Origin of the sequence: Streptomyces sp. NBC_00989, from assembly GCF_045162655.1 — a bacterium.
Classification (GTDB): domain Bacteria; phylum Actinomycetota; class Actinomycetes; order Streptomycetales; family Streptomycetaceae; genus Streptomyces.
Genome location: NZ_CP108728.1, coordinates 2,247,039 through 2,273,867 on the forward strand (window position 1 = coordinate 2,247,039; position 26,829 = coordinate 2,273,867).

Consider the following 26,829-nt stretch of genomic DNA (forward strand, 5'->3'; position numbering starts at 1 on the left):
GTTCCCCGCGCCCCTTAGAAACGCAGGCCGACCCGAGTTCTTAGGACGCGGGGAACTGCGCGCGCCCGAAAAATGCAGGCCGACCCATGTCTTTAGGGGAACGAAAAACTGCGCGGGCCTAAAACGCGGGCCAGCTCATGCTTTAGGGGCACCAGGAACCGGGCGGGCCTTAAAACGCAGGCCAGCCCACGCCTTTAGCGACACCAGGAACCGCGCGAGCCTCAAAACGCAGGCCAGCCCACGCCTTTAGGGGCGCGGGGAACTGCGCGACCAGCCCCCACCGGCCCGCGGACAAAGAACAACTCACCGCAGCCCCCTTCCCGTCTCCAAAACCTCCCGCGCCTGTGTCACCAAGCCGTCCGCCCCGCACGAACGCGCAAGCGTCAGGCCCCTGTTGATCTCCGCCACCGACCGCGCGGCGATGCCGTACTCGACCCGCGCCGCCGCATGCTCGTACTGGCACGGCGAGGACTCCAGGTAAGCGACAGCCTGCGCCGCGAGGCGCACCGCACGCTGCCCCGTTTCCAGCGAAGCGGCACAGCGGAGGGCCTCGCCGATCGCCGTGTCCGTGCCGAAGTGTTCGGCCTGGCGGCGGGCGTCGGAGGCGAGTTGGGCCGCGCGGGTCGGGTCCTCGACGGCGAGGGCGCGGGCCAGGTCCACGGCCCAGGGCACGAGGACCGGGTTGTGGTGGCCGCGTACGGTCGCCGCCTTCGCGGCCTGTTCCAGTTCGTTGATGCCGTCCTTCGTGTTGCCGACGGCGAGCAGCAGCCGGCCACGCACGCAGCGCGGGTCGGGCAGCACGATGGTGGACGGGTACGGCGGTGCGAAGCCGTACTGTTCGGCGGTCGCCCAGGCCTCCTCGACATGGCCGCGGGCGAGCAGGGTGTCGACCAGGTTGCAGGTGGCCGACCAGTACAGGGGCAGTCCGCGGCCGACGCGTTCGGCGAGGCGCAGGGACTCGCGCAGCGAGGTCTCGGCCTCGCGGAGGCGGCCGCGCCTGCGGTGGCCGAGGCCGATGTAGGCGTGCGCCAGGGAGAGGTGGCCGCCGCTCCAGCCGGCGGACACGTAGGCGCGCAGGGCTTCGTTGTAGAGGCTCTCCGCGCGGTCCAGGCGGTCCGTGTAGGCGTACGCGCTGGCCAGCATCATGAGGATCTCGATGCCCCACTCGGTGTCGGTCCAGCCGAGTCCGGGGGCGAGCCGTCCGTTGACGAGGGCGCGGTCGCAGACCTCGGCGACCTCCTCGGCGTTCTCGCCGTGGGTCATGGCGTCGAAGCCGCGCAGGATCAGCAGGGCGCGCTCGGAGTTGTCCCGTCCGGTGCAGGTGCCGGCGAGTGCGGCGAGCCGCTCGGAGCGTCCCGGGGAGATGCCCTCGCCCGCGTGGATGCCCTCCCACATGAACTGCACGGCCTGGAGCCGCATCCGGGCGGCGCCCGGTTCGTACCGGGCGGCCTCCGCCTCGACGGTGCGGACGGCCTCCTCCAGTTGGTTGTTGTGGAGCAGTGCCTGGGACAGCCGGAAAACGGCGTCCACGCGTGCGTGGCCGTCGAGGCCGGGCATGCCGAGGGCGGTCTGGAGGTGGCCGATGGTGGTGGCGGGCGCGGTGAGCAGGGTGGCACAGCCCAGTTCGAAGAGCACGTGCGCGTGGGTCTCGGCGAGCGGCGGCTCCAGGAGGGCGCGCTCCAGGCAACGGCGGGCCGCGTCGGGGGCGCCGATGGAGAGGTGTTCGCGGGCCGCCTCGCGCAGCTGCTCGACGAGTTCCTGGTCGTCGTCCGGGTGCACCTTGAGGAGGTGCCGTGAGGCGGCGGCCGCGCCGAGCCCGGAGTCGGTGACGACCTGGGCGGCGATGCCGTGCATGGCCGTCCGCACACCGCCCGGGATGGAGTCGTAGACGTCGCTCGCGATCAGCGGGTGGACGAACTCCAGCTCGCCGGCGCCGGCCTGGGACGCGGCGGGGTCGGGCGCGGTGAGGATGCGGTCGGTGCGCAGCAACTCGGCGCAGCGGCCCGCCTCTTCGCGGCTCATGGTGGCGAGCTTGGCGACCAGGCTGACGGAGATGCCGGTGCCGAGGATGGCGGCGGCCCAGGCGAACCGGGTGGCTTCGAAGCCCAGGTCGTCCAGGCGGGCGAGCAGTCCGCCGCCGCGCGCGGAGCGGTTGAGCTCGCGCAGTTCGGCGGCCGAGTCCTCGACGGGTGCGAGGCCGCTGTCCTTCACCTTGGCGAGGAGTTCGACGGTCTCGTACGGGTTGCCGTCGGTGACCGCCCACACCTCGCGGCAGAACGCGCCGTCGGCGTGCGGGCCGAGGGTGGCGCGGGTGAGCCCCGCGGTGGCCGGCGGGGTGAGGGAGTTCAGGAGGGTGGCCGGTGGGCCCGCGGCTTCGGCGATCGTGTCCAGGTAGCGGGCGCTCTCGCCGCTGACCTCGCCGGGCCTGCGGGCGACGACGAGCAGGACGGACAGGTCGTCGAGGCGCTCGGCGAACGCGGCGAGCCAGCGCAGGGTCTCCTGGTCGGCCCAGTGGGCGTCGTCGACGATCAGGACCAGCGGCCAGACGCGCTTGGCGAGCCGGCGCACCGCGGCGACCAGTCCGTCGCACACGCCCTGCGGGTCGGGCTGCCGCTCGCCGGGTTCGGTGACGCCGAGGGCGGGGCCGGCGATGTCGTACCAGTCGCCGAGGTACTCGCGGATCTCCTCGGGCATCAGCGAGATCAACGCGGGTTGCAGCAACTGCCGTACGACGTTGAAGGGGACGGACCTGAGGGTCTCGCCGCCGCGGGCGTGCCAGACCGAGCAGCCGCGTGCCTCGGCGATACGGCGGGTCTCGGCCAGGAGCGCGGTCTTGCCGAACCCGGCCTCGCCGCGGACCATCAGCAGGCTGCCCGAGGACGACTCGTCGGCGCGCAGGCGGTCGATCGCCTCCGCGACACCAGCGACTTCCTCGTCGCGCTCCCAGAGGGAGGCCGAGGTGGCCTCCGGAGGCCGTTCCTCCGTCATCCCGATTACCTCCCCAGTAGCCCGAACGACGTACAGCCCTTGAGCGTAGCCGTCCGGATGCCGAAGCGGAGGCCGGTCCGGGGAGCTGTTGCCGCATCGGGTGACGGCTGGGCCCATAGGCATGACGAACAGTCAGAAGGTGTCGAAACAAAGCCACTTTCGATCAATCCCGCAACACTCCGGAGCTTCGCCCACCAAGCCTGTGAATCAGCTCAAATCCGTTGCTGCGGCGGCCGGTTGCGTGATCGAATCTGCCCGCGGACGGCGTTGGCATGTGCGAATCAACGCCGGTCGTCCGGTCCGGGATCGGACCACCCATCACACAACGGGGAATCAACCATGAACAAGAAGTGGGCCAGTGCTGCCCTCGTCACCGGCATGACGACGTCGGCTCTCGTCGCGGTGCCGGCGACCCAAGCGTCCGCGGTCAACCACTGCACCGCGAACTCACACAAGATCACTTGGGCGAAGGTGGCCAAGCCGTGGGCGGTCACCCACCGGAAGGTCATCGAGAACTACACGGGCGGCACCGTCACCAAGACGTACAGCGTCGAGACGGTCCTCACCATCGGGTCCTCCGTGACGTTCACCGCCGGGGCCAAGGTGAAGGCGGATGCCATCCTCGAAAGCCTCGAAGCGACCGCCGACCTGCAACTCCAGGTGTCCGGCTCGTACACCAACAAGCATGCGGAGAGCATCAGTTACAAGCTCTCCAAGAACGGCACCTATGTGATCTACTCCGGCACGCGGAAGGTCACGGGCAACTGGACCCGATGGGCGTGCGACGGCATCGGCTACATCAAGACCGGCCAGCACGGAAAGGCCCAGAGCTGGACCGATGAGGTGGACGGCGGGGTGCGCTGCAACGCCACCGTCCCCAAGACCAGCCTCGCCGCCGCGGTGAAGAAGAAGTACTGCTGATCACGTCCGCCGCCCGGGCGGAGGCACTGCGGCCGGATCCTCTCATCCCCCTTTCACCGAGGCCTCATACGGTAGGGGCATGACGCAGGTGACTCCCCCCGGGTGGTACCCCGATCCCGGGCAGACGAATGACGGTCCCGCCGCCGAGCGCTGGTGGGACGGCAAGGCATGGACGGACCGCACCCGCCCCGCCGGGTCGGGCGCCGAATGGGGTCCCCCGACGGAGCCGCCGTACGGCGGGGCGTACCCGGCGTATCCCGCGGCACCCCCGGCCGCGCCGCGCCGGAATCTGCGCACGGGCATAGCCGTGGCGGTGGCCGTGGCGGTCCTCACGGCCATCGGTGTCGGTGCCTACGCGCTGTCCGACAACGGCAGCGGGAACGGAACCCAGGCCGGCAACCAGCAGGCGCCGAACGGACAGGGCGGCATCGGCGGCCAGGGCGGTCCCGAGGGGCAGGGCGGCACGGGCGGTTCCGGTGGCACCGGCGGCCAGAGCGATCCCTTCGGCGGGTCCGGCGGGACGGGCGGTGCGACGCCCGCGCCCAGCCAGTCGGCGGAACCGAAGGTCAAGGCCGGCGGCACCGTGACCGACTCGCTGGACGGCATCAGCTTCACCGTGCCGTCCGACTGGTACGGCCAGGCCATGCAGGGCGGCGCCCAGGTCAGCTCGAACGACACCTACAAGTGCCCCGGCGACACGACCCAGACCTGTTCCACAGGCGGTGCGTACTCGACCGCCGCCGTGGTCCTGGGCACCGCCGGCAGCACGGCCGAGGAGGTCGCCAAGGCGGACATCTCCGCCGCGGCCGAACAGCAGTACGGCGGCAAGGTCTACGGCAGCATCACCTCCCACGAGGTCCTCGCCTCGAAGGCCGTCACCGTGGCCGGGCAGAAGGGCTACCTGGTCCGCTGGAAGGCGATCACCAGCAAGGGCGCCGACGGCTATGTCGAGTCGCTCGCGTTCCCGTCGCCGGCGAGCGCCGGTCAGATCGTCGTGGTCCGCTTCGGTGTCGACGTGGGCCAGAAGCAGTCCGTCATCGACGAGATCACCTCGGGCATCAAGGTGGCCTCGGGCACCGGTGGCGACGGACAGAAGATCTGACCCGTCGCCGTAGGCGGGTCAGCTCCCCGGACACCAGTCGGCCGGGTGGGGCGCCTCTCCGCTCAAGAGGAACCCCACCCGGCCGGGGGGTGCGCGCCGCCCCCGTCCCCACGGTGCGGCGCGATCAGGTCACCGTCCAGTCATCCCACGGACGGCGGCCTGGTTCTCAGGTGAGTCCGAGTGCGGGCAGCACCGCGGCCTCCACGAATCTCACCAAGTAGTCGGGATCGGCGTAACAGCCCTCCAGGACGGGACGGGCCCGCAGGACGCCGAAGATCTGGGCGGGGACGTACGGCAGGGCCGGATGGTCCGCCGGGATCTCGCCGCGTTCCACACCGCGGCGCAGGATGTCCTCCAGCGCGGCGATCTCGGGATGGACGAGCGCCTCGCGCACCGCCTGGGCGAGTTCGCTGTCCTGGATGACGGCGTGGCCCAGCGCCGAGACGAGTTTCGTGTCCTTCGCCGACCAGGCGCCCGCCGCCCGCGCGGCCTGGCGCAGGTCCTCCGCGAGGGAGCCCGTGTCGATGCCGGTGAAGTGCACCCGGCGGTTGGCGCGCAGTGCGGCCGCGACGAACTGGGGCTTGGTCCCCCACTGCCGGTACAGCGTGGACTTGCTGCACCGGGTGCTGGTGGCGACGCCCTCCATGCTGACGGAGTCGTACCCGCATTCCCGGATCTGTTCGAGCACGGCGTCGAAGAACTCCCGCTCACGCTCTGGCGTGATCTTGGAGCGGCGCGAGGCGGCGACCGTGTCCGGTCCGTCCTCAGCCTGCGACGTCATGGCTCGTCTCCTCGCTCGGTCCGCGGACTCGGGGTCCGCTCTCCAGTGTGTCTCGTTTCGCTATCGATACGCCAGTGTACCGGTACTCCGGCGTATCGGTACACGCTCGTATCGGTACACTGGCGTATCGGAACGAACTCGTACCGATGAGTTCGGGCCGCGAGCCGAGTCACAAGCTCGGCCTGCACCACCACACGCACCACCGTCAGCGAAGGGGCCGGGGGATGAATGCCCGCACCGAGCCTGCAGAGAAGGGGACCAGCGCGATAGCGCGGCCCCCACTCGTCCGTGAGCTCCTGCTCGTCGCAGGGCTCTTCCTCGTCTACAAGTTCGGCCGCCAGCTGGCGACGGGCCACACCGGTGAGGCCCTGCACAACGCCCGCCACGTGTGGGACCTGGAACGGACCCTGCATCTCCCCGGCGAGGGCTCGGTGCAGTCGGTGCTGCTGCACAGCGACACCCTCGTACACATCGCGAACACCTTCTACGCGACCGTCCACTTCCCGGCCACCGTCGCCTTCCTGGTCTGGCTGTACCTGCGGCGCCCCGCGCACTACGTCTGGGCCCGCCGCGTCCTGGCGACGGTCACCTCGGCCGCCCTGGTACTGCCCTTCGTGTTCCCCCTCGCACCCCCGCGCATGCTCGCCGCGACGGGCCTGGTCGACACCGCCAAGGTCTACGGCCCCTCGGTCTACGGCCCGCCGACCAGCGACCACCTCTCGAACCAGTTCGCGGCGATGCCCTCGCTGCACTTCGGCTGGGCCCTGATGGTCGCGATCGGCCTGATCGTCGCGACCCGCTCCCGCTGGCGCTGGCTGTGGCTGCTGCACCCGCTGGTCACACTGATGGTCATCATCGGCACGGCGAACCACTACTGGCTCGACGCGATCGTGGCCACCGCCATGCTCGGCATCGCCCTCGCGTTCATCCATCCCCCGCACCGCACGGCGACGACGGCCGGCCGCGGCCAGCCCCGACTCGCCGTGGAAGAGCCGGTTCTCGTCGGAGCCGGCCGATGAACGCCACCCTCGTCGCCGTCGTCCTGTCCCTGTTCTCGGCCGTCGCCTACGCGGCCGCCGCCGTGGCGCAGGAACGGCTGGCCTCCCGGAACTCCGACGCGGGCATGCTCCGGCTGCTCTCCACCGGATCGTGGTGGGGGACGGTCGGCCTGAACGCGTCGGCCGCGCTGCTGCACGTCGTGGCCCTCAAGTACGGCCCGCTGACCGTCGTACAGCCACTGGGCGCCCTCACCCTCGTCGCCGCCGTCCCGATGGGGGCGCGAGTGGCCGGGCGACGGGTCACCATGGTCGAGTGGCGGGGCACCGCGCTCACCCTGCTCGGCCTCTCCGCCCTGCTGGTCACGGCGTCCGGCCCCCAGCCCGACCAAGTACTCACCGTTCCGCAGGCGTTGGCGGTCGCGGGCACCACGTCCGCACTCATCGGCCTGCTGGCCCGACGCGGCGCACGACCCGGTCTACGGCATGCTTCGGCGTCCGGTGTCGCCTCGGGTGTGGCCTCCGCGCTCACGCAGACCGTGACGGTCGCGGCGACGGACCGTTCGGGTCCGGTGCTGAGCATGCAGGTGGTCGGAGTCGCCCTGCTGGTCGCGGTGTTCGCGGCGGGCGGGCTGCTGCTGTCGCAGACCGCCTACCGGGGCGGTCTCGGCGCCCCGCTCGCGGTGGTGACCCTGGCGAACCCGGTGGCCGCCGCCGCGATCGGCCTCGCGCTGCTGGGCGAACGACTCCAGGGCGGCGCGGCCGGCATCCTGCTCGCGCTGACGGGAGCGGGAATCGCGTCCTGGGGCGTGGTCCTGCTGACCCGGGTGACACCCGCCGTACCGCTGATGCACGAGTACGACGACCACGATCATCCCGTGGCCGCCGTACTGGCGCTGGAGCCTCAATCGGCTTCCGCCGAACCGGCGTTGCTGCCCAGGCAGCCGGACCGGAAGTCCGCGCCGGGGCATCTCACCGCGCTCTGAGCGGGGTCAGCCGAGGCCGCGCGAGTCCTGCTTGAGCGCGGTGTCGACGGTCAGGGCCGTCGCCACCACCAGGCTCAGCAGCGGCTCGGGCAGCTGGTAGTGGATCTGCAGGACGTAGTTGTCCGCGGTCGTGAACATCGTCTTGGCGAGGCCTTCCCAGGTCTTGGTGATCCGGGCGACCTCGTTGTCCGCGTGGTCGACGATGGCGAAGTTCCACGCCCGCCAGTTCTCGGCCTTGATCGCGCCGATCTGCTGGCCGTCCACGTTCAGCGCGAAGTTGATCTTCCCGATCATGTTCTGCTGGACGATCTCGCCCACCGGTGAACCGTCCGGGCGGGACACGATCACCCTGGACTTCATGATCTTCGCCGGCCGGGTCAGCACCAACTGCGGCTGCCCGTAGGCGTCCCGGATCTCCAGCCGGTGGGTCATGAACTGGTCGAGGCTGGAGACGAAACGCAGCGCCTTCTTCAGCGTGCTCTGGCCTATCTCGCTGACCGAGCCGATCAGATTGCCGTTCTGATCCATGACCTTGTACTCGTTGGTCAGCTCGATCAGCTTGGCCTTCTGGTTCACCACGAGGACCGGCTCGGTGAACAGGCTGCCGCCGCCGGGGCCGCCCCCGGCGACCCCGGCCTGCTGCTGCACCTGCTGCTTCACCTGGCGCTGGGCCCGCGGATCCGGCCCCGCCTGCTGCTGCGGCACGGCCTGCGGCTGCGCCTGCTGGTCCGCGTTGGTGTGCTCGGTCCACTTCGCGCCGTCCCAGTACCGGAGGGTCTGGGGCGCTCCGTGCGGATCCGGGTACCAACCTGCAGGTGTGTTCGAATGCGTGGTCACCGGGGCACACTACCGCGAGTGCCCCGGAAAACAACCGGTCTCACGAAGCCCCTCAAGCGGTCGCGATCGCCGGGTCGCTGACCCCCGGCCGACCGTTCTCGACATGTCCGGCGAATCGCCGCAGGAAGCTCGCGTCGCCGTCGGAGGTGACCGTCAGGTCGTACCACCGCTTGCTCGCGCCCAGGTCGAAGGTGTGCCGTACGGTGGCGCCCGCCCGCACCTTGAACGTCTGCGCCCGGCCGCCGTAGCCGCCCGCGACCTTCAACTGCACTGTCCCGGAACCCTTGTTGGTGAAGGTCAGCTCGATGTCGTCGCCGCAGGTGCGGGCGGTGACCTCGGGGCCGGCGCTCTTGCCGGGTCCCTTGAAGACGCGCAGGAAACCGTTCGGGCCGTGCACGGTCAGGTCGTACGAGCCGTTCGAGTACGCCGAGTTCCAGGCGTCCGAGACGGACTTGCCGGCCTCGGTGGTGTAACTCCAGGGCCCGTCCGTGCGGTTGGCCGAGGTGACCAGGAAGTTGGCGCCGGCCTTCGGGCCGGAGGCGAAGGTCAGGGTGAACTTCCCGGCCGCCGGGTCCGCCGAACCGTCCACCGCGGCGGCGTAGTTGAGCGGCCGGGCCGGGCGCAGTCCGCGTTCCTGCCTGGGCAGCGCCGGGTTGGCGGGCGGGGTCGGCACATAGTCGGGGTGACGGTTGCCGTCCGGCGGGCGGTAGCCGTCGGTGTCCGGGAGCGGGACCTTCTTGACGTCCTTGTGGGAGAAGTCGAACGCGGTGGTCAGGTCGCCGCAGATCGCGCGCCGCCAGGGCGAGATGTTGGGCTCGTGGACACCGAAGCGGCGCTCCATGAACCGGATGACCGAGGTGTGGTCGAAGGTCTCCGAGCAGACGTAACCGCCCTTGCTCCAGGGCGAGACGACGATCATCGGCACCCGCTGGCCCAGTCCGTAGGGACCGGCGGGGTGGCTGGCGTCGCCCTTGAAGAGGTCGGGGCCGACGTCGACGGTCGACTTGCCCTGCGCCGCCGAACCCGGCGCGAACGGCGGCACCAGGTGGTCGAAGAAGCCGTCGTTCTCGTCGTAGGTGATGAACAGGGCCGTCTTCGCCCACACCTTCGGGTCGGAGGTCAGCGCGTCCAGGACCTGGGCGACGTACCAAGCGCCGTAGTTCGCGGGCCAGTTGGGGTGCTCGGTGAAGGCCTCGGGGGCGACGATCCAGGAGATCTTCGGCAGCTTGCCGCCCTTGACGTCCGCCTTCAGCTGGTCGAAGAAGCCCTCGCCCTTGCGGGCGTCGGTGCCGGTGCGGGCCTTGTCGTAGAGCGGGTCGCCGGGCTGGGCGTTCTGGAACTGCTTGAAGTAGAGGAGCGAATTGTCGCCGTAGTTGCCGCGGTAGGCGTCCTGGATCCAGCCCCAACTGCCGTTGGCGTCGAGGCCGTCGCCGACGTCCTGGTAGATCTTCCAGGAGACCCCGGCCTTCTCCAGACGCTCGGGGTACGTCGTCCAGCTGTAGCCGGCCTCGTCGTTGCCGAGGACGGGGCCGCCGCCGACGCCGTCGTTGCCGGTGTAACCCGTCCACATGTAGTAGCGGTTGGGGTCGGTGGAGCCGATGAACGAGCAGTGGTACGCGTCGCAGATGGTGAAGGAGTCGGCGAGCGCGTAGTGGAACGGGATGTCCTCGCGGGTCAGGTACGCCATCGTCGTGGAGCCCTTGGACGGCACCCACTTGTCGTACTTGCCGCCGTCGAACGCGGCGTGCCCGTCGTTCCAGCCGTGCGGGAGGTCCTGGATGAACTGGAGGCCAAGGTCGTCGGCCTCGGGGCGGAACGGGAGGATGTCCTTCGTGCCGTCCGACTGGTACCAGACCGGTTTTCCGTCCTGCCGGGTCACGACCGGATGCGGGTCGCCGAAGCCCCGGACGCCCCTGAGCGAGCCGAAGTAGTGGTCGAAGGACCGGTTCTCCTGCATCAGGACGACGATGTGCTCGACGTCCTCGATGCTCCCGGACCGGTGGTTCGCCGGGAGCGCGGCGGCACGCTCGATGCTGTTCGACAGTGCCGTGAAGGCCGTGGTGGCACCCGCGAGTTGGAGAAAGCGACGCCTGTTGACTTCGGACATGCGTGAGGTACCTCTCATCCTGACGCGCGGCCGGCCGGAACATGGCGAAATGCGCGCGGTGCGAGTGTTCCAAGAGCAACAAACGTCAGGGAAGGGTCTGGTGGCGCCCATGTGAAAGTCGTCCGTACGTGCGGGGGCGGCTCGACACCGCCGAAGCCGCCCGCGACGGCGCCTCCCACGGGTGAGCCCCTCAGCGCATGGAGTCCGGCGGCGGCAGGCGCATTCCCGCGAGGTCCGCCGGGACCGGGGTGTCCGGGCGGAAGAACGGTTCCGAGGGTCCGTCCTGGGCGTTGGCGGGCGCGTCCGTGAGCCGGAACCGGTCGCGCAGCCGGCCGTAGAAATCCGTCGGGCGCAGGCGGATGAGGCGGACGCGTTGGGGGGCTCGGAAGACGCCGATCCAGTCGCCGGGGTCGAGGACGCCGCGGAGCTGGCCGTCGACGCTGACGGCGGCCTGGCCGGAGTGGGGCAGGACGCGCAGGCCGATCGGTTCGTCGGGGGCGGCGATGACGCTGCGGTTGAACGTCATGTGCGGGGCGATCGGGGTGAAGACGAGGGCGTCCATGTGGGGCGAGAGGACGGGTCCGCCGGCGGCGAAGCTGTAGGCCGTGGAGCCGGTCGGGGTGGCGACGGCCAGGGCGTCGGCGGAGTAGGTCGCCAGCAGTCGTCCGGCGAGGTAGACGCCGACGCCTACCTGCCGGTCGCGGGCGAGTTTCTCCAGTACGACGTCGTTGAGCGCGGTGACGTCCAGCGCACAGCCCCAGCCGCCGCCCTCCGTGGTCTCGGGCCGGACCTGCGGCGGCGGCAGGGCGGGACCGCGGCCGTAGCGGAGCAGGGCCTCCATCTCCTCCGGGATGTCCAGCGGGCGGGAGGCGCGCATGGTCAGCGTCATGCGCTCCTCGACGATGGCCCGCCCTTCGTGCACGGCGTCGAGGGCTTCGTCGATGTCGCAGGCCGGGACCTCGGTGAGGAAGCCGACCTTGCCGAGGTCGACGCCGAGGACGTCGGCCCCGCTCTTGACGGCGATCCGGGCGCCGCGCAGGAAGGTGCCGTCGCCTCCGAGGGTGACGACGAGGTCGGGGTTGCCCGCGGCCTCGGCCTCCTCGCGGCCGGCACGGCGGTGGTGGTCCTTGGCCCACACGTCGATCTCCGTGCAGCGGACGTCGTGCGCCTCGCTCCAGGCGTGCACGGCGGCCGCCGCGTCCCGGGCGGTCTCGCGTCCCTGGTGGACGACGAGGCCGATACGACGTACGGGCATGGGCTCCTCCGTGGAATGCGGTGAGGGGGTCAGGGGGTGCGGAGTTCGGCGGCCGGTGTGGGGCGGTCGTCGGGCGGGACCAGGCTGAGCACGATCTTCCCGCGTGTGTGGCGGCGCTGCACCTGCCGGTAGGCCTCCTGGACCTGTTCCAGCGGATAGATCTCGCTGATGGGGACGGTGAGCAGTCCCTTGGAGACCAGTTCGGCCAGTTCGGCGACCAGTTGAGGAGTGAAGACGTCCTCCTGGGCCCTGCTGCGGACGCCGTGGCGGGCGACGGCCCGGCCGTCGGCGAGGGTGTTGATCCGGTGCGGGGGCACGCCCAGCGCGACGGCGACGTCGACGTTGCCCTGGCCGAAGGTGTCGACGAAGGCGTCGATCCCGTCGGGCGCCGTGGCCTTCAGCCGGTCGGCCAGGCCGGGGCCGTGCTCGACGGGGACGACACCGAGCGAGCGCAGGAAGTCGGCGTTGTGCGGTCCGGCGGTGCCGATGACCCTCGCACCCCGCAGCCGCGCGAGCTGCACGGCGAGCGACCCGACCCCGCCGGCCGCACCGGACACCACGACCGTGTCCCCGGCTTCTGGCTCTACGGCGTCGACGGCGGCCCAGGCCGTCACCCCGACCGCCGACAGGGGCGCCGCGGCTTCCCAGCCGATGTCGGCGGGCTTGGGGGCGAGGAGGTCGGCGGGCGAGACGACGTAGTCGGCCTGCGCTCTTCGCGGAAGGTAGCCGATGGCCTCGTCGCCGACGGCGAAGTCACTTACGCCGTCGCCGAGTTCGGAGATCCAGCCGGCGAAGTCGTTGCCCTGTCCTTCGGGGAACACGGCCGGCCACATGTCCGCGAAGACGCCCTGCCGGATGCCGGCCTCGCCGGGGTTGACCCCGGCGACGACGACCCGGACGAGCACTTCCCCAGGGCCTGCCTTCGGTCGCGGCACCTCGACGACCTCCAGCACCTCCGGGCCGCCGTAGCGCGAGAACCTCACTGCTCGGGGCATGGTCGGGTCTCCAGTGTCCAGAGGATCCGGTGGCTTACAGAAGGTTCCGCGGGCTTACAGAAGGTACTGCCACTTGGTCATGCGGTCCTTGAGGTCGACGGTCGGGGCGTCGAGGGGAGGACGCACCCGCCGGTCCCGACGAGCGCCTCGTAGCTGTGGTCCCAAAGGCCGATGGTGCACGCGATCAGCGGCGGGGCGTGGCGCACCATCATGGTGGGTGCGGGAGGACCAGCCTCCGACCCCGGCTCACGTGTTCGCGTTCGCCTGGGCCTTCTTCGGCTCGGTGGCCATCGCCCGCAGCGTCTCGAAGGCCTGCGCGGTCGGACCGGCCGGTTCGGCCTGGTAGACGACGAGTTGCTGATGCGGGGCGCCGTTCACCGTGAACGCGGCGAAGGCGATGTGCAGGTCGCCGACGTCCGGGTGCCTGAGGTGCTTGCCTTCCTGGGACTTGCTCTTGACGTCGTGCAGCCGCCAGATCCCGGCGAACTCCTCGCACTGTGCGGACAGTTCCTCAACCACCTCGGCGATACGGGCGGATTCGGGATCGTGGCCGTAGGCGGCCCGGAGTTCGGCGACACAGGAATGCGCGGCGCGCTCCCATTCCTGGTAGAACTCACGCCCCGCCGGATCGACGAACACATTGCGGGCGAGGTTGTCGAACGTGTCGAATCCGCTGTGCAGCGCCGTGGCAAGGGAGTTGGCCGCGAGAATGTCGAGAGCCGGGCCGAGAACGAACGCCGGGGTGTGCTCCCAGCCGTCCATCAACCGCAGCAACCGCGTGCCGACTTCGGCCTCGCCCCGGTCGTGCGGACGCTGCGAGGGCGTCAGGCAGAGGCGGTTGAGATGGTCGGCGGACTCCGCGTCCAGTTTCAGCGCCTGCGCCACGGCTTCCAGGACCTGCGGGGACGGGCTGTTCTCGCGGCCCTGCTCCAGCCTGATGTAGTAGTCGGAGCTGACTCCGGCGAGCAGCGCGACCTCCTCCCTGCGCAGTCCCGGCACCCGGCGTCGGCCGTACTCCGGCAGACCGACGTCCTGGGGCTTGAGGGCCTCGCGGCGGGCCCGGAGGAAATCTCCCAAAGGGGTCCCCTTGCTCATGCGGCAAGACTAGGTGCTTTTCTGTCGGCGAGCCGGGGAGCGGTGATCCTGGGTGCAGCGCACCCACCGTCGACAGAACTCCTCCGGGCGCTTTCCGCCTAGCCTCGACGGTATGTACAACGACGACGTGCGCCCCGGCCCGGTGGAAGGGCTGGGTCGGTTCCTCCGCTCCCGCCGGGAGCGCGTCAGCCCCGCCGACGTGGGGCTGACCGGCTCCGGCCGGCGGCGGGTGCCCGGGCTGCGCCGCGACGAGGTCGCCGCACTCGCCGGGGTCAGCCCGAGCTACTACAGCAGACTTGAGCAGGGCCGTGAACTCAGCCCGTCGGTACGAGTGTTGGAGGCCATGGCCCGTGTGCTGCGGCTGGCGGAGGAGGATCGCCTGGAGCTGTTCCGGCTGGCGCGGCCCACGGGCCGTCGTACGAAGTCGCCGGCCCGCGTCGAGCGGGTGCGCCCGCATCTGCGGCAGCTGATCGAGAGCTGGACCAGGACGCCGGCCTTCGTCATGGGCCACGCCCAGGATCTGCTGGCCGCCAACGCCCTGGCCGACGCCCTCTACCGCGACTTCACCCAGCACGACAACGTGCTGCGCATGCTCTTCCTCGACCCCGCCGCGAAGACGTTCTACCGGAGCCCGGAGCGGGCGAGGAACCGCGCGGTCGCCGATCTCCAGCAGTCCGCCGCGAGCACGCCCGAGGATCCGCGCATCCTCGAACTCGTCGGTGAACTGTCCGTGCGCAGCGGCGAGTTCCGCTCGCTGTGGGCACGCGAATACACCCGGGTCCCGCCCTACGAGGTCAAGCGGATGCGTCATTCCGTGGTGGGGGACCTGGAGTTGCGGCACGAGGCCCTCGCCATCCGCAGCGCGCCCGGGCAGCAGCTCATCATCCTCCAGGCGGAACCGGACTCGCCCTCGGCGGACGCTCTGGCCCTGCTGGGTTCACTCAGCGCGCCCGAGGTACCGCACCAGCAGAATCCGGCGCGGGGCGCCCCGTAAAAGCCCGCCCACGACTACCCGACCGGGATTACCGGGATTACCGGGATTACCGGGATTACCGGGAATTCTGCTCGACCGCGCCCAGGATTCGGTCCAGGAAATCGCCGAAAAGGCGTACCTCGTCCGATGTCAGCGGGTCGAAGAAAAGCCGTCGCACGTTGTCCACATGGGTGGGTGCGGCGGCCTCGATCGCTTCCCGACCCTTTTCCGTAAGCCGGACCATGGAGCCTCGGGCGTCGTCCGCGCAGGCCTCGCGCGTGACGAGCCCGCGCTTCTCCATGCGGCTGATCTGATGGGACAGCCGGCTGCGCTCCCAGTCGACCTCGGCGCCGAGCTCCCGCGCGCGCAGCACGCCGTCGGCGGACTCGGACAGGGGAGCCAGGAGGGCGTAGTCGGCGGCCGAGAGACCTGAATCCCGCTGCAACTGCTGGTCCTGGGCCCGTTGCAGCTCGCGGCGCACCCGCCGGTACTTCACCCAGACGTCGGCCTGGTCGGGGGTGAGCCATCGGGGTTCGGACATGACCTCACCGTATCAGCTTGTTGACATGTCACCGACTTTGCCGTTCGCAGCCCTTTTCTGGGTGCGGGACTCCCAGGAAAACCACTGCCTTCATACCTCCGTCGCACGGGAACAGACTCGTTCTCGTCAACAAGAAATCCCCCGACAAGGGGAAGCGACGAAAGAGGTTTTCCCCATGGCTACGCGGTTTGCCACCGGCGCCTCCCGCGGAATCGGCCACGCAGGACATCACCGCGCAGCTCATCACCGACGCCGGCTTCGACCCGCTCTACGTCGGCGACCTCGACCCGGGCGCGCGCCTGCTGGAGGACAGCTCGGGCCTGACCCGCGCGCTGGCCGGGCAGATCGGCGGGCCGTTCTTCTACCGGTACGGGCGGCCCGGGGAGCTGTAGGCGCGGGCCGGGTCAGCGGCCGGCGGGGGCGGGCGCGGTCTGCCCCATGAGGCCGATCATGTCCGGGGCGACCCACTCCTCGGCGATCCGGTCCCCCTCGAACCGGTAGACCTCGATGCTCCGGTAGGCGACCTGCCGGCCCGTCGCCTCGAACTGCTGGAACGCGCCCTGGTGCGTGCCCCGGAAGGAGACCAGCGCGGTCACCTTGTCGGCCGTGCCGAACATGTCCTGGACATCGATCTTCAGGTCGGGGAAGGCCTCCAGCATGGCCCGCGCGCCCTGCCGCCAGACCTCCCGGCCGTGCAGCGGGTCGGGCAGACCGGGGACGTTGGCGAGAAAGTCCTCCGCCAACATCCCTACGCACGCGCCGAGTTCACCGCTCTCCAGCTGCCGGTACGCGGCGCGCAGCAGAACCATGTTCCTCTCGGTGGTGGTGGTCATCTCGGTGTCCTTTCGGGGATGGCGCCGTGAGTTCGGTGATCGCTCAGGGCCGGATGCCCCTCAGTACAGATCCTGACGTCGCGGCAAGGTCAAACGCTCACGAGTCGCCTTGACCTTGCCGCGACGTCAGGGTTTCTACTGAAGCCATGCGAATCGGCGAGATCGCCGCCTTCATCGGGGTCACCCCGCGGGCCGTGCGGCACTACCACCATCTCGGGCTGCTGCCCGAACCCGTACGGCGGAGCAACGGCTACCGCGAGTACGGCATCCGGGACGCCGTGCTCCTCGCCCGGATCCGACGCCTGACCGAGCTCGGCCTCGGTCTCGACGAAGTGCGCGACGTCCTCGCGGACGACGAGGGCCGCGAACTGGCTGAGGTTCTCCAGGAGTTGGACGAGGACCTCGGACGGCAGGAGGCGGTCATCCGCGAGCGACGCCAACGGCTCGCCGCGCTGCTGACCGAGGCGCGGGGCGGGCGGCTGACCGCCGAGGCACCGCTGTCGCCGCAGCTCACCGCCCTGCTGGCGGGCCTCGGTGAGCTGTCGGACTCCCCCATTGCCGTGAAGGACCGGGAGATCCTGGCCCTCCTCGACACCGTGGCCCCCGAGGCGGACCGGGTCCTGCTGATGGAGACGCTGCGGGGGATGGCGGAGCACGCGAGCGAGATGTACGGCCTGCTGGACGCCCTCGCCGACAAGGAGCCGGACGATCCCGGGGTGGCCCGTGCCGCCGCCGCGCTGGCGGCCCTGCTGCCCGACGACCTCGCCGCGCGGTTCCCCGACAAGGCCGACGACGGTCTGACCGACGCCATCTTCGCGGACCTGGCACCGGCCCAGTCGGCGGCGGTGCTCGGCGCGATCGACCTCGCGAAACACCGACAGTTCGCGAAACACCGACAGGAAGACCCCTCATACCGGCAGGAAGCTCCGTCACACCGACAGGGAGACCCGTCATGACGACGACGGAGGTCCAGACGCCCCACCCCCAACCCGAAGCCTCCGCGCGCGGCCCGGCCCTGCGAAAGCTGTGCGCCGTCGCGGTACCCGCCCAACTCGCCCTGGCCGTCTGCCTGTTCAGCGGCGTTCCGGTACCCGAGATCGTTCTGCTCGGTGCCAAGCTGCTCCTGCTGGTACTGCTCGGCGCCGAAGCCTACGTCTGGCTGCGGCTACGGCGGCTCGGGCTGTCCCTGCGTCAGGCGCTCGCGCGGCTGGTGCCCGGGCGCGTGGCGCGGTACGTCGCGCACGAGGCGCGGATCATGGCGAGCCTGGTCCGGTGGATCGCACGCCGTCCGCACGGTGTCGGCGAAGCCGACGCGGTCTTCCCGCACGCCCGCGATCAGGCCGCCATGATGTACGGCCTCACGTTCGTGTGCGTGGCCGAGACGGTCGCCCTGTCGTTCCTGCTCGCCAGATGGCCCGTCGTCCACGCCGTCCTCCTGGTCGTCGACGTCTACACCGTTCTGTTCGTCCTGGGCATGCACGCGGCCACTGTCACCCGGCCGCACGTCCTGGCCGGGGGTGTCCTGCGCATCCGACAGACGGCACATGTCGACGTCCGCGTTCCCCTCACGCAGATCGCCGCCGTCCGGCGCCAGACTCTGTTCACCCACACGAAGAAGAACGGCGAGCTGAACCTGCCCATCGGCTCCCAGACCTCCCTCACCGTCGAACTGACCGAACCGGTCGATGCGCCCAAGCTCCTCGGCGCCCCGCGCCTCGTACAGGTGATCAGGCTGCACGCCGACGATCCGAAGTCCCTCTACGACGCGGTCACCCGGGCCCGAACCGCACCACCCGCACCCGCGCCTCAGGACGCCGACTGAATGTCCCCCCGCGTGGACGCCGCGATCGTGTCCCGGTGGGCGAAGTCGCCCGGAGGGATGCCGGGATGGTGGCCGAGCGGGGTCGACGGGACCGTCACCGAGGGGCCGAGGGTGAGGCGGGAGACGATGCGGTAGCGGTCGCCCCGGTAGATCGAGTGGACGTACTCGACGGGCCGGCCTGTCGTGTCCGAGGTGAGGCGCTCGAAGAGCAGGGCCGGGGAGAGTTCCGGGACGTCGAGGAGTTCGGCCTCGGCCCGGGTGACGACGGTCGGCTCGATCGCCTGGACCGCCTCCTGGACGTGTACGCCGTGCTGTTCCCGCAGGTGTTCGTACAGGTCGCCGGCCTCCAACTCCCGTGCGGACAGGGTGGGGACGAGGTCGGCCCTGATGTGCAGGTGCTCGATGGCCATCGGGGCGCCGTCGACCAGGCGCAGCCGCGCCACGTAGACGATCTCGGCGGCGGGCGAGAGGCGCAGCCTGCGGCCCACGCGGGCGCCGGCCGGGATGGTGGTGAACTCCAGCAGGCGGCTCGACCAGGCGCCGGCGGCCTGAGGTGCCGTCATGGTCTGTTCGCCGGAGACGAGTTCCTGGGTGATCTTCTCGGGCGCCACGAACATGCCGCGCCCGTGCTCCCGCACCAGCAGCCCGGCGGCGACGAGTTCGTCGACCGCCGCGCGCAAGGTAGGCCGGGACACGCCCAGTTGGGCACAGAGGACGCGCTCGGAGGGGATCGCGTCCCCCGGGTGGTGCGACTCGACGAGGTCGAGGATGAAGTCGCGGACCCGCTCGCGTTTGAGCACCGCACCTGGCGCGTCGGCCTTCATGTCGCACTCCTCATGCGCGGAGTCCCTGGTTGACCACCTGACCAGTTGACCAACGGTAGCCCGCAATCGCCCTGTTGACCCGGGCAGTGTAACCACCGCCGGGCGGTGATCCTTCGGATCCGGACCGACGGGCACGCCAAGTCCCCTTGCGGCAGGAGGGGTTGACGCCCACATTGGTCTATGCCACCTTCGTCCCCACATCGAGAGGTGAGCTGTCCAGTGGGCTTCACTGGTCAGGTGGTCAGGTGTTCCCGCATGCCCTCCCCAGGTGAACCTCCCTCCCCCACATGCCCCGTCCCGCCCCGGAGACGATCCATGCCCGCACAGCGTTCCGTGCTCTCCCTCGTCCCCCGCCCCACCAAGTCGGTCGTCCGGCCGGGGCAGTTCACTCTCGACGCCGACATCTCCCTGCGCGTCGGCGCGGGCGCCGGACCGGCCGCGGACCTGCTGCGCACCCTGCTCGCCCCGGCCACCGGACTGCCCCTGCCGGCCTCCCCCGAGGGGCAGTTGACCCTCACCCTCGACCCCGGACTGGCCGGCCACGGCGAGGAGGGCTACGGACTCACCGTCGCCCCGCACGCCGTACTGCTGCGTGCCGCGCACCTCACCGGACTGCTGCGCGGCATCCAGACGATCCGTCAACTCCTGCCCCCGCGGGCCCTGTCAGAGTCTCCCCAGCCCGGCACACGATGGCAGCTGCCGTGCGTCGAGATCACCGACCTCCCCCGTCACCCCTGGCGCGGCGCGATGCTCGATGTGGCCCGGCACTTCCAGCCCGTCTCATATCTGCGCCGGTACGTCCACCTGTTGGCGCTGCACAAGATCGGCGTCTTCCATCTGCACCTCACCGACGACCAGGGCTGGCGCATGCCGGTGTCGGCCTACCCGAAGCTCACCGAGATCGGCGGGCACCGCACCGATTCCCAACTCGGCTCCGCCGGGAGCGACTTGTACGACGGTGTACCGCACGGCGGCTCGTACACCCGGGCCGAACTCACCGGCCTGGTGGACTATGCGGCCGCTCGCGGAGTCACCGTCATGCCGGAGATAGAGATGCCGGGACATGTGCGGGCCGCTCTCGCCGCCTATCCCGAACTGGGCAACAACCCGGAGCGCACCCTCGACGTCTGGACCCGCTGGGGCGTGTGCGACACCGTCCTCGGGGCCCATGACGAGGTGCTCGACTTCTGCCGTACGGTCCTCGACGAGGTCATGGACGTCTTCCCTTCGCCGTACATCCACGTCGGCGGCGAGGAGTGTCCCACCGCCGAGTGGACGCACAGTGTCGCCGCGCGCGAACGGGCCGTGGCGCAGGGCCTGTCGAGTCCCGCGGCGCTGCACGGCTGGTTCCTCGGGCGGATCGGCGACTTCCTCGTCCGGCACGGGCGGCGTCCGGTCGGCTGGGCCGAGACGGGTGCCGAACTGCCCCTGGACTTCACGGTGATGACCTGGCGCGACTCGGCACACACCCTGGCGGCGGCCCGCCGCGGCCACCCCGTCATCAGCGCGTATCACCGGGCGACCTATCTCGACTACGCCCAGTCCGAGGACCCGGGCGAGCCCCCGGCCCAGCCCGGCGGCGCCGTGGATCTGCGTGCCGTCCACGCCCATGACCCCGTTCCCGAGGACGCCGAACGGAGCGCCGCCGAGCGGGTGTTGGGCACCCAGGCCCAGTTGTGGACCGAGTTCGTCAGGACGCCCGAGCGCATCGAGTACCTCACCTACCCCCGCCTGTGCGCCCTGGCCGACCGTGCCTGGAGCGGCGCGACCGACTGGGCGGACTTCCGTTCCAGGCTCGACGACCACACGGCCCGCCTCGACGCGCTGGGCGTCCCGTACCGCCCCTGACCCGTCCCGCTTCGACTCCCCCCACCTGTCCCGTTCCGGAATCACCCCACCTTTCTGGAGAGGCACGACATGAGACTCGGCATGAGGTTCGACAAGAGGTTCGACACGAGGTTCGCGAAGAACAGACTGCGCGCCGCCGCGTCCGCCGCCGTGGCGGTGGCCATGGGCGCCGCCGCCCTAACCGCCATGCCGTCCACCGCGAGCGCGGCGGGCGACGGGCTGAGCGTCCAGTACCGCACCAGTGCCACAGGTGCCACGGCCGACCAGTCCGAGCCGTGGTTCAAGGTGAGGAACACCGGCTCCAGCACTGTGCAGTTGGCGAGCGTCAAGCTCCGCTACTACTTCAAGGCGGACTCGGCGAGCGCGAGTTACCGCTTCGCGTGTTCCTGGGCCGTCAAGGGCTGCGCCAACGTCACGGGCACCTTCGGCACGCTCGCCAACCCGACGGCCACGGCGGACCGTTACCTGGAGATCGGCTTCACCTCCGGCACTGGAACGCTCTCGCCGGGCGCCGACACCGGTGACATGCAACTGCGCTTCTACCAGTCGACGTGGCAGACCCTGAACCAGAGCGACGACTACTTCTTCGGCGCCTCCCAGACCTCGTACGCCAACTGGTCCAAGGTCACCGCTCAGTTGGCCGGCACCACCCTGTGGGGCACGGCCCCCGCGGGCAACGACCCGACGAACCCGCCCACCGACCCGCCGACCGACCCCCCGGCCACCGGCGCCGCGCTGTTCGACGACTTCAACTACAGCGCCTACAACGACCCGAAGATCACCTCTCACGGCTGGAGCGTGCGCTCCACCTCCGGCGGTCCCGGTGTCTCCGGCGCCACCTGGGCGCCCCAGAACGTCACGTTCGCCGGCACCAGCGGCAATTCCGTGATGAACCTGGAGACTTCGACGTCCGGCACCGGCGAGAGCACCAAGCAGACCGAAGTCGTCACCAACACACGGAAGTTCAAGAACGGCACCTACGCGGCCCGGGTCAAGTTCAACGACGCGCCCAAGTCGGGACCGGACGGCGACCACCTCGTGCAGACGTTCTTCACCATCAACGACCTCACGGCCCCGCTGGCGGACGACTACTCCGAGTACGACTTCGAGTACCTCCCCAACGGCGGCTGGGGCGAGACCTCCAACATCCTCTACACGACGTCCTGGGAGACCTACCAGGCCGACCCGTGGATCGCGGTCAACCAGCACACCGAGGGCCGGCAGAGCTACACCGGCTGGCACGACCTGGTGCTGACCATCGACAACAGCAGCATCAAGTACTACATCGACGGGCAGCTCTTCGGCACCCACGACGCCGCGTACCTGCCGGAGCGGCCGATGTCGATCAACTTCAACCAGTGGCTGATCGACTTCGGCGGCCTGACCAGCTCCACCCCGCGCGCCTACGACGAGCAGGTCGACTACGTCCTGCACGTCAAGGACCAGGTCCTCACCCCGGCGCAGGTCGCCGCCAAGGTCGCGGCGTACCGCGGCGCGGGCACCACGTTCGAGGACACCGTGCCCAGCAGTTGATCACCCAAGGCAGCGGGCCGCGCACTCGGCGTAGGGCGTCGGAGCGCACGGCCCGCCGTCGCCTAAGCTCCGGCCCATGCGCGTAATGGTCTTGGAGGACGACCCCGAGCTGGGCCCCGTCGTCGCTGCTCAACTGCGGGACGCGGGGTTCGCGGTGGACCTCGCGCGGACGCTGGCCGAGGCGGATCTCAAGCTGTCCGTCAATCGCTACGACTGTGTCGTCGCCGACCGCTCGGTCCCGGACGGCGACTCCCTCACGCTGCTCGCCGCACACCGGCGGGCGGGATCGGTGCTGCCCTTCCTGCTGCTGACCGCGCTGGACACGGTGAGCGACCGGGTGGCCGGCTTCGAGCACGGGGCGGACGACTACCTGGTGAAGCCGTTCGCCTTCGCCGAACTGGTCGTACGCGTAAGGGCGTTGTGCCGCAGGGAGCAGCCCGCGCGGCCGTCCGTCCTGCGGGCGGGCGACCTGGAACTCGACCTCCCGCGGCGCCGGGTGACCCGGGCCGGGGTGCTGCTCAGCCTCTCCGCCAAGGAGTTCGCGGTGCTCGAACTGCTGATGCTGCGCGCGGGCGAAGTGGTGACGCGCAGCGAGCTGATCGAGAGCTGCTGGGACGAGGCGAGCGAGCCGATGTCGAACGTGGTGGACGTCCTGATCGGCCAGCTGCGCAGACGGCTCGGCCCGCCCGATCCGATCGCGACGGTGCGCGGTGTCGGCTACCGCCTGGGCGGCGAGGCGTGAAGCGCCACACTCAGGCACCGGCCCCGTCGCCCGCCGTGGCCCGGCTGCGGCGCACCCGCCGTCTGATGACCCTCCTCTTCGCCTCGACGACCGCGGCCTGTCTCGTCGTACTCGCCGTGGTCGCCATCCGTATCGACTCCGCGTCCCGCCGTTCCGGCCTCGACCACGAGGTCGGCAGCCGCGCGGCGGGGCTGTCGCGGGCGGTCTGGTTCGACGCGGGCGTCCTGCACCTGGAGCCGCTGCGGGAGGACGAACTCGCCCAGGGCGCCCAGGTGTTGGCGATCCTGCAAGCAGCGCCCGGGAAGACGCCGACCGTGCGGAACGTCGTACCCGGACGGTCGGCGCTGCCCGACACGGACCGGTTGGACGAGGTCTGGCACAGCGTCCTGGACGAGCAGGGAACGGTCCAAGTCAGCGCGTCCGCCACCAAGGGCGGGCGGCTGCGGTGGGCGGCGGCTCCGGTCTGGGACGGCGACCGGATCGGGGCGGCCGTCCTGGTCGGCACGGAACTGGCCCGCAGCGAACGCGACCACGACCTCCTGGTGCGCTGGCTGGCCCTCGGCTGCACAGCGCTGGTGTGCTGCGCGGCGGCCGTAGGCCATCTGTTGTCCGGTCGGGCCATGCGGCCCGCGCTGCGCGGGCTCGGTCAGCAGGAGCAGTTCCTGGCCGAGGCGGCGCACGAGTTGCGGACGCCGCTGGCGACGCTGCGGCTCGTGGTGGAGCGGCACGGTTCGTCCGACGAGGCGCTACGGCTCGTCGACCGGCTGAGTCGGCTGGTCAGCGGGCTGCTCGCCAGGGCGCGGCTGGAGTCGGGGGCGCAGCGGGTCGAGCTGGTGCGGCTGCGGCTGGACCAACTGGTGGAGACCACGGTCCAGGAGTTGCCCGACCACAGGAGCGTGACGGTGACGGCCGAGCCGGTGGTGGTGCTCGGCGATCCGGACCTGTTGGCGCAGGCGGTACGGAATCTGGTGGAGAACGCGCAGCGGCACGGCGGGCCGGCCGGTTCGCCGGTGGAGGTCACCGTCGCGCCGGGGCTGGTCACGGTCCGCGACCACGGGGGCGGCGTACCGCTCGCGGACCGGGAGCGCGTGTTCACACGTGGTGTCACCGGGACCGGTCCAGGCACGGGCGCGGGCCTCGCCATCGTCCGCTGGGTCGCCGGTCTGCACCACGGCACCGCCCGCCTCACGGACGCCCCCGGCGGCGGCCTGCTCGCCGAACTCCGGCTCCCGACGGACGCACCCCCGGCGTCCTCATCCTCATCTCATGAAGGTCCCGGCACCGTGGGCGCATGAACGTATTGCGCAGCCCATTCCTGCTGGTCACCACCACCGCCGTGACCATCGGCGCCGTCCTCGTCGGCCTGAACGTCTACGGCGAGGCCGCCACACCGTCCGCCGCCCATGTGGCCGTCCGGGTCGACCAGGTCGGCTATGTGCGCGGCGAGACCAAGCAGGCGTACGTCATGGGACCCACAAAGGCGCTCGCCGGCGCGCGCTTCAAGGTCGTCGACGCGAAGAACAAGGTGGTCACGGCAGGCCGACTCGGTGCCGTCACCGGCCACTGGAACGCCAAGTTCCCGTCCGTACGGACCGTCGACCTCTCCGCGCTGGACAAGCCCGGCACCTATCGCATCGTCCTGTCCGGCAGCGCCGCCGGCCGCTCCCCCGCGTTCCGGATCGCCGACGCGAGCGAGCTGATGACCCCGCTCGTCCGGGACAACGTCCGCTTCCTCCAGGCGCAGCGCGACGGAGCCGACGTGGTTTCCGGCGGCGGCCTGTCCCACGGCCCGTCCCATCTCACCGACGAGGACGCGACCGTCTACGCCGACCCGCGCTACGACGAGGCGGGCGAGGAACTGCTCGACGAGCGGCTGACCCCGACCGGTGCCACCGTCGATGTCGCGGGCGGCTGGTTCGACGCGGGCGACTTCCTGAAGTTCACCGGCACCACCTCCTACTCCACCGCCGAACTCCTGCTCGCCGAGCGGGACTTGCCGGACATGGAGGCGCTGTCCGCCGAGGCCGAGCACGGGCTGGAGTGGGTGGACAAGATGTGGGACGGGGACAGCGGGACGCTCTACGCCCAGGTCGGCATCGGCGCGGGCAACGACGCCGTACGGACGGATCACGACGTGTGGCGGCTGCCGGAGGCCGACGACCGGCTCGATGTGTCGCCCGGTGACCCGGACTACACGATCAAGCACCGGCCGGTGTTCCGCGCGAACGAGCCGGGAGAGCCGATCATGCCGAGTCTGGCGGGACGGGTGGCCGCGGTGTTCGCCCTCGCCGCGCAGCGGGCGGCCGACAGCGCCCCGGACGAGGCGCGGGAGTGGCTGGAGAAGGCCGCCGCCGTCTACGACCTGGCCGACACCGACCACGACCCCGACCAGCCGCTCGTCACGGCCTTCCCGAGCGCCTTCTATCCGGAGGACTCCTGGCAGGACGACATGGAGATCGCCGGCGCCGAACTCGCCCTGGCAGCACGGGACTTGGGTGACGACCGGGAGGCCGACTGGACCGGCGAGGCCGCCCACTGGGCCCGGTCCTACCTGGACTCCGACGTCAAGGGCACCCTCAATGTCGCGGACGTCAGCGCCCTGGCCCATGTCGACCTGACCACCGCTCTGGACGGCGCCCGCAGCAACGGAGTTGGAGCTGCGGACCTGAACAAGGATCTGCGGCGCCAGTTGGAGGACGGGGTCGATCACGCCGATCACGATCCGTTCGGGGCCGGTGCGGTCTACGACGACTTCGACGCCGTACCGCACACGTTCGGGCTGGTGGCCACCGCCCGCCTCTACGCCAAGGCGACCGGGGACACCCGCTACGACGCGTTCGCCGGGCGGCAGCGGGGCTGGGCACTCGGCGCCAACCCCTGGGGCACCAGCTTCATGATCGGTGCCGGTGAGGTCTACCCGCACTGCCCGGAACACCAGTTGGCCAACCTCCGCGGCAGCCACGACGGAAAGGGCGCGATCCTGCGGGGCGCAGTGGTCAACGGCCCCAACGCCGCTGACAAACTGGCCGAGTTGAACGGCTTCCCGACGATGGAGAAGTGCACCGCCACCCCGCCGTCGGGAGCCTGGACCGACTTCGACGGCAAGGGTTCGCGGTACGTGGACGACGTCGGCGCCTGGCAGACGGTGGAGCCTTCGCTGGACTTCACGACGACGGCGCTGCTGGCCTTCGCGCTGACCGCGCAGGGCGAGGACGCGTAGCCGAGCCTCTGAGCCTCCTCAAGTCGCTTGGCGCGCACGGGACATGGCGGTCAGGCTGAGCCCCATGACTGGAATCACGGGACTGAGCAAGAAGAACACCTTCGTGCTGACCATCCGGGACGCCGACGTGGTCGCGGCGACCCTGCGCCAGGCACTGGCCGGGGCCTCCCCCGAGGAGCGCCCCGGCCTGGAACGCGCCGCCGCTCTCGTCGAGTCCACCGCCGCCGCCAACGAAGGCCAATTGCACGCCCGTTGGGTCCGCTCCCGGCTGGCGGCGGCCGGGTTCGCCGGGGACCTCGACTCGGTCGCCGCGGTGCGTGCCCTGCGCCAGGCGGAACCGCGACTGAGCCTGCTGGCCGCCGTGCACCTGCAGAAGGAGGCAGTGGCCCACCCGGAGTGATCCGGCAGCCCCCGGTCACGCGGGGAGGCGG

At 70.7% G+C, this 26,829-nt stretch carries 24 protein-coding genes; 14 read left to right on the forward strand and 10 right to left on the reverse strand.

The features are described 5' to 3' along the window. Positions 1-303: 303 nt before the first annotated feature. The gene (locus OG714_RS09805) at positions 304-2,988 is read right to left on the reverse strand and encodes an ATP-binding protein (RefSeq protein ID WP_406119938.1); all 2,685 of its coding nucleotides are present in this window, start codon (positions 2,986-2,988) and stop codon (positions 304-306) included. 339 nt (positions 2,989-3,327) lie between these two features. Here OG714_RS09805 and OG714_RS09810 point away from each other — a divergent pair, with 339 nt between their 5' ends. Both OG714_RS09810 and OG714_RS09815 read left to right on the forward strand, forming a co-directional pair. Next, positions 3,328-3,909, forward strand: coding sequence for a hypothetical protein (locus tag OG714_RS09810; RefSeq protein ID WP_406119939.1), 582 nt, complete (start codon positions 3,328-3,330; stop codon positions 3,907-3,909). A gap of 79 nt (positions 3,910-3,988) precedes the next feature. Next, on the forward strand, positions 3,989-5,011 hold the full coding sequence (locus OG714_RS09815) for a DUF2510 domain-containing protein (RefSeq protein ID WP_406119940.1): 1,023 nt from the start codon (positions 3,989-3,991) through the stop codon (positions 5,009-5,011). Positions 5,012-5,177: 166 nt separating this feature from the next. On the opposite strand, the gene OG714_RS09820 is transcribed toward OG714_RS09815, so the two are convergent. After that, positions 5,178-5,792, reverse strand: coding sequence for a TetR/AcrR family transcriptional regulator C-terminal ligand-binding domain-containing protein (locus OG714_RS09820; protein WP_406119941.1), 615 nt, complete (start codon positions 5,790-5,792; stop codon positions 5,178-5,180). Between the two features lie 224 nt (positions 5,793-6,016). Here OG714_RS09820 and OG714_RS09825 point away from each other — a divergent pair, with 224 nt between their 5' ends. After that, positions 6,017-6,811, forward strand: a complete 795-nt coding sequence (locus OG714_RS09825) for a phosphatase PAP2 family protein (RefSeq protein ID WP_406119942.1) — start codon at positions 6,017-6,019, stop codon at positions 6,809-6,811. Next, the gene (locus tag OG714_RS09830) at positions 6,808-7,773 is read left to right on the forward strand and encodes a hypothetical protein (protein WP_406119943.1); all 966 of its coding nucleotides are present in this window, start codon (positions 6,808-6,810) and stop codon (positions 7,771-7,773) included. Before OG714_RS09825 ends, OG714_RS09830 begins: the two co-directional genes overlap by 4 nt. 6 nt (positions 7,774-7,779) lie before the next feature. Here the strand turns inward: OG714_RS09830 and OG714_RS09835 are convergent, their stop codons facing one another. The 5 genes from OG714_RS09835 to OG714_RS09855 all read right to left on the reverse strand — a co-directional run bounded on the left by OG714_RS09835 (position 7,780) and on the right by OG714_RS09855 (position 14,062). Next, positions 7,780-8,610, reverse strand: a complete 831-nt coding sequence (locus tag OG714_RS09835; protein ID WP_406119944.1) for a phospholipid scramblase-related protein — start codon at positions 8,608-8,610, stop codon at positions 7,780-7,782. Positions 8,611-8,662: 52 nt separating this feature from the next. Beyond that, a complete protein-coding gene (locus tag OG714_RS09840; RefSeq protein WP_406119945.1) occupies positions 8,663-10,717 on the reverse strand; it encodes a phosphocholine-specific phospholipase C in 2,055 nt (684 codons plus the stop codon). Positions 10,718-10,907: 190 nt separating this feature from the next. Then, positions 10,908-11,972, reverse strand: a complete 1,065-nt coding sequence (locus OG714_RS09845) for an NAD(+)/NADH kinase (RefSeq protein ID WP_406119946.1) — start codon at positions 11,970-11,972, stop codon at positions 10,908-10,910. Between the two features lie 29 nt (positions 11,973-12,001). Beyond that, positions 12,002-12,967 (reverse strand): NADP-dependent oxidoreductase, encoded by a 966-nt coding sequence (locus OG714_RS09850; RefSeq protein WP_406119947.1) that lies wholly within the window; start codon positions 12,965-12,967, stop codon positions 12,002-12,004. A gap of 246 nt (positions 12,968-13,213) precedes the next feature. After that, complete coding sequence (locus OG714_RS09855) at positions 13,214-14,062, reverse strand: helix-turn-helix transcriptional regulator (RefSeq protein ID WP_406119948.1); 849 nt, start codon at positions 14,060-14,062, stop codon at positions 13,214-13,216. 112 nt (positions 14,063-14,174) lie between these two features. Between OG714_RS09855 and OG714_RS09860 the strand changes: the two genes are divergently transcribed. Beyond that, a complete protein-coding gene (locus tag OG714_RS09860; RefSeq protein ID WP_406119949.1) occupies positions 14,175-15,056 on the forward strand; it encodes a helix-turn-helix transcriptional regulator in 882 nt (293 codons plus the stop codon). Between the two features lie 55 nt (positions 15,057-15,111). On the opposite strand, the gene OG714_RS09865 is transcribed toward OG714_RS09860, so the two are convergent. After that, the gene (locus OG714_RS09865) at positions 15,112-15,576 is read right to left on the reverse strand and encodes a MarR family winged helix-turn-helix transcriptional regulator (RefSeq protein WP_406119950.1); all 465 of its coding nucleotides are present in this window, start codon (positions 15,574-15,576) and stop codon (positions 15,112-15,114) included. Positions 15,577-15,764: 188 nt separating this feature from the next. Between OG714_RS09865 and OG714_RS09870 the strand changes: the two genes are divergently transcribed. Further along, the gene (locus OG714_RS09870) at positions 15,765-15,968 is read left to right on the forward strand and encodes a hypothetical protein (RefSeq protein ID WP_406119951.1); all 204 of its coding nucleotides are present in this window, start codon (positions 15,765-15,767) and stop codon (positions 15,966-15,968) included. A 12-nt stretch (positions 15,969-15,980) separates the two neighbouring features. Here the strand turns inward: OG714_RS09870 and OG714_RS09875 are convergent, their stop codons facing one another. Next, positions 15,981-16,409: an ester cyclase gene (locus tag OG714_RS09875; protein ID WP_406119952.1), complete on the reverse strand. Its 429-nt coding sequence runs from the start codon at positions 16,407-16,409 to the stop codon at positions 15,981-15,983. Positions 16,410-16,555: 146 nt separating this feature from the next. Between OG714_RS09875 and OG714_RS09880 the strand changes: the two genes are divergently transcribed. Then, positions 16,556-17,365: a MerR family transcriptional regulator gene (locus OG714_RS09880; RefSeq protein WP_406119953.1), complete on the forward strand. Its 810-nt coding sequence runs from the start codon at positions 16,556-16,558 to the stop codon at positions 17,363-17,365. Beyond that, positions 17,362-18,231, forward strand: coding sequence for a hypothetical protein (locus tag OG714_RS09885; RefSeq protein WP_406119954.1), 870 nt, complete (start codon positions 17,362-17,364; stop codon positions 18,229-18,231). The genes OG714_RS09880 and OG714_RS09885 overlap by 4 nt, the downstream gene beginning before the upstream one ends. Here OG714_RS09885 and OG714_RS09890 read toward each other — a convergent pair. Further along, a complete protein-coding gene (locus OG714_RS09890; RefSeq protein WP_406119955.1) occupies positions 18,216-19,055 on the reverse strand; it encodes a GntR family transcriptional regulator in 840 nt (279 codons plus the stop codon). The genes OG714_RS09885 and OG714_RS09890 overlap by 16 nt on opposite strands. Before the next feature lie 315 nt (positions 19,056-19,370). Between OG714_RS09890 and OG714_RS09895 the strand changes: the two genes are divergently transcribed. From OG714_RS09895 to OG714_RS09920, 6 genes are all read left to right on the forward strand, one after another. Continuing rightward, positions 19,371-20,903 (forward strand): beta-N-acetylhexosaminidase, encoded by a 1,533-nt coding sequence (locus tag OG714_RS09895; RefSeq protein WP_406119956.1) that lies wholly within the window; start codon positions 19,371-19,373, stop codon positions 20,901-20,903. A gap of 81 nt (positions 20,904-20,984) precedes the next feature. Continuing rightward, on the forward strand, positions 20,985-22,436 hold the full coding sequence (locus tag OG714_RS09900; protein WP_406131770.1) for a cellulose binding domain-containing protein: 1,452 nt from the start codon (positions 20,985-20,987) through the stop codon (positions 22,434-22,436). Between the two features lie 76 nt (positions 22,437-22,512). Continuing rightward, positions 22,513-23,178, forward strand: coding sequence for a winged helix-turn-helix domain-containing protein (locus tag OG714_RS09905; RefSeq protein ID WP_406119957.1), 666 nt, complete (start codon positions 22,513-22,515; stop codon positions 23,176-23,178). Continuing rightward, positions 23,175-24,473: a sensor histidine kinase gene (locus OG714_RS09910; protein WP_406119958.1), complete on the forward strand. Its 1,299-nt coding sequence runs from the start codon at positions 23,175-23,177 to the stop codon at positions 24,471-24,473. Before OG714_RS09905 ends, OG714_RS09910 begins: the two co-directional genes overlap by 4 nt. Continuing rightward, complete coding sequence (locus tag OG714_RS09915; RefSeq protein ID WP_406119959.1) at positions 24,470-26,398, forward strand: glycoside hydrolase family 9 protein; 1,929 nt, start codon at positions 24,470-24,472, stop codon at positions 26,396-26,398. Before OG714_RS09910 ends, OG714_RS09915 begins: the two co-directional genes overlap by 4 nt. 64 nt (positions 26,399-26,462) lie before the next feature. After that, positions 26,463-26,798, forward strand: coding sequence for a hypothetical protein (locus OG714_RS09920; protein ID WP_406119960.1), 336 nt, complete (start codon positions 26,463-26,465; stop codon positions 26,796-26,798). Positions 26,799-26,829 lie beyond the last annotated feature (31 nt).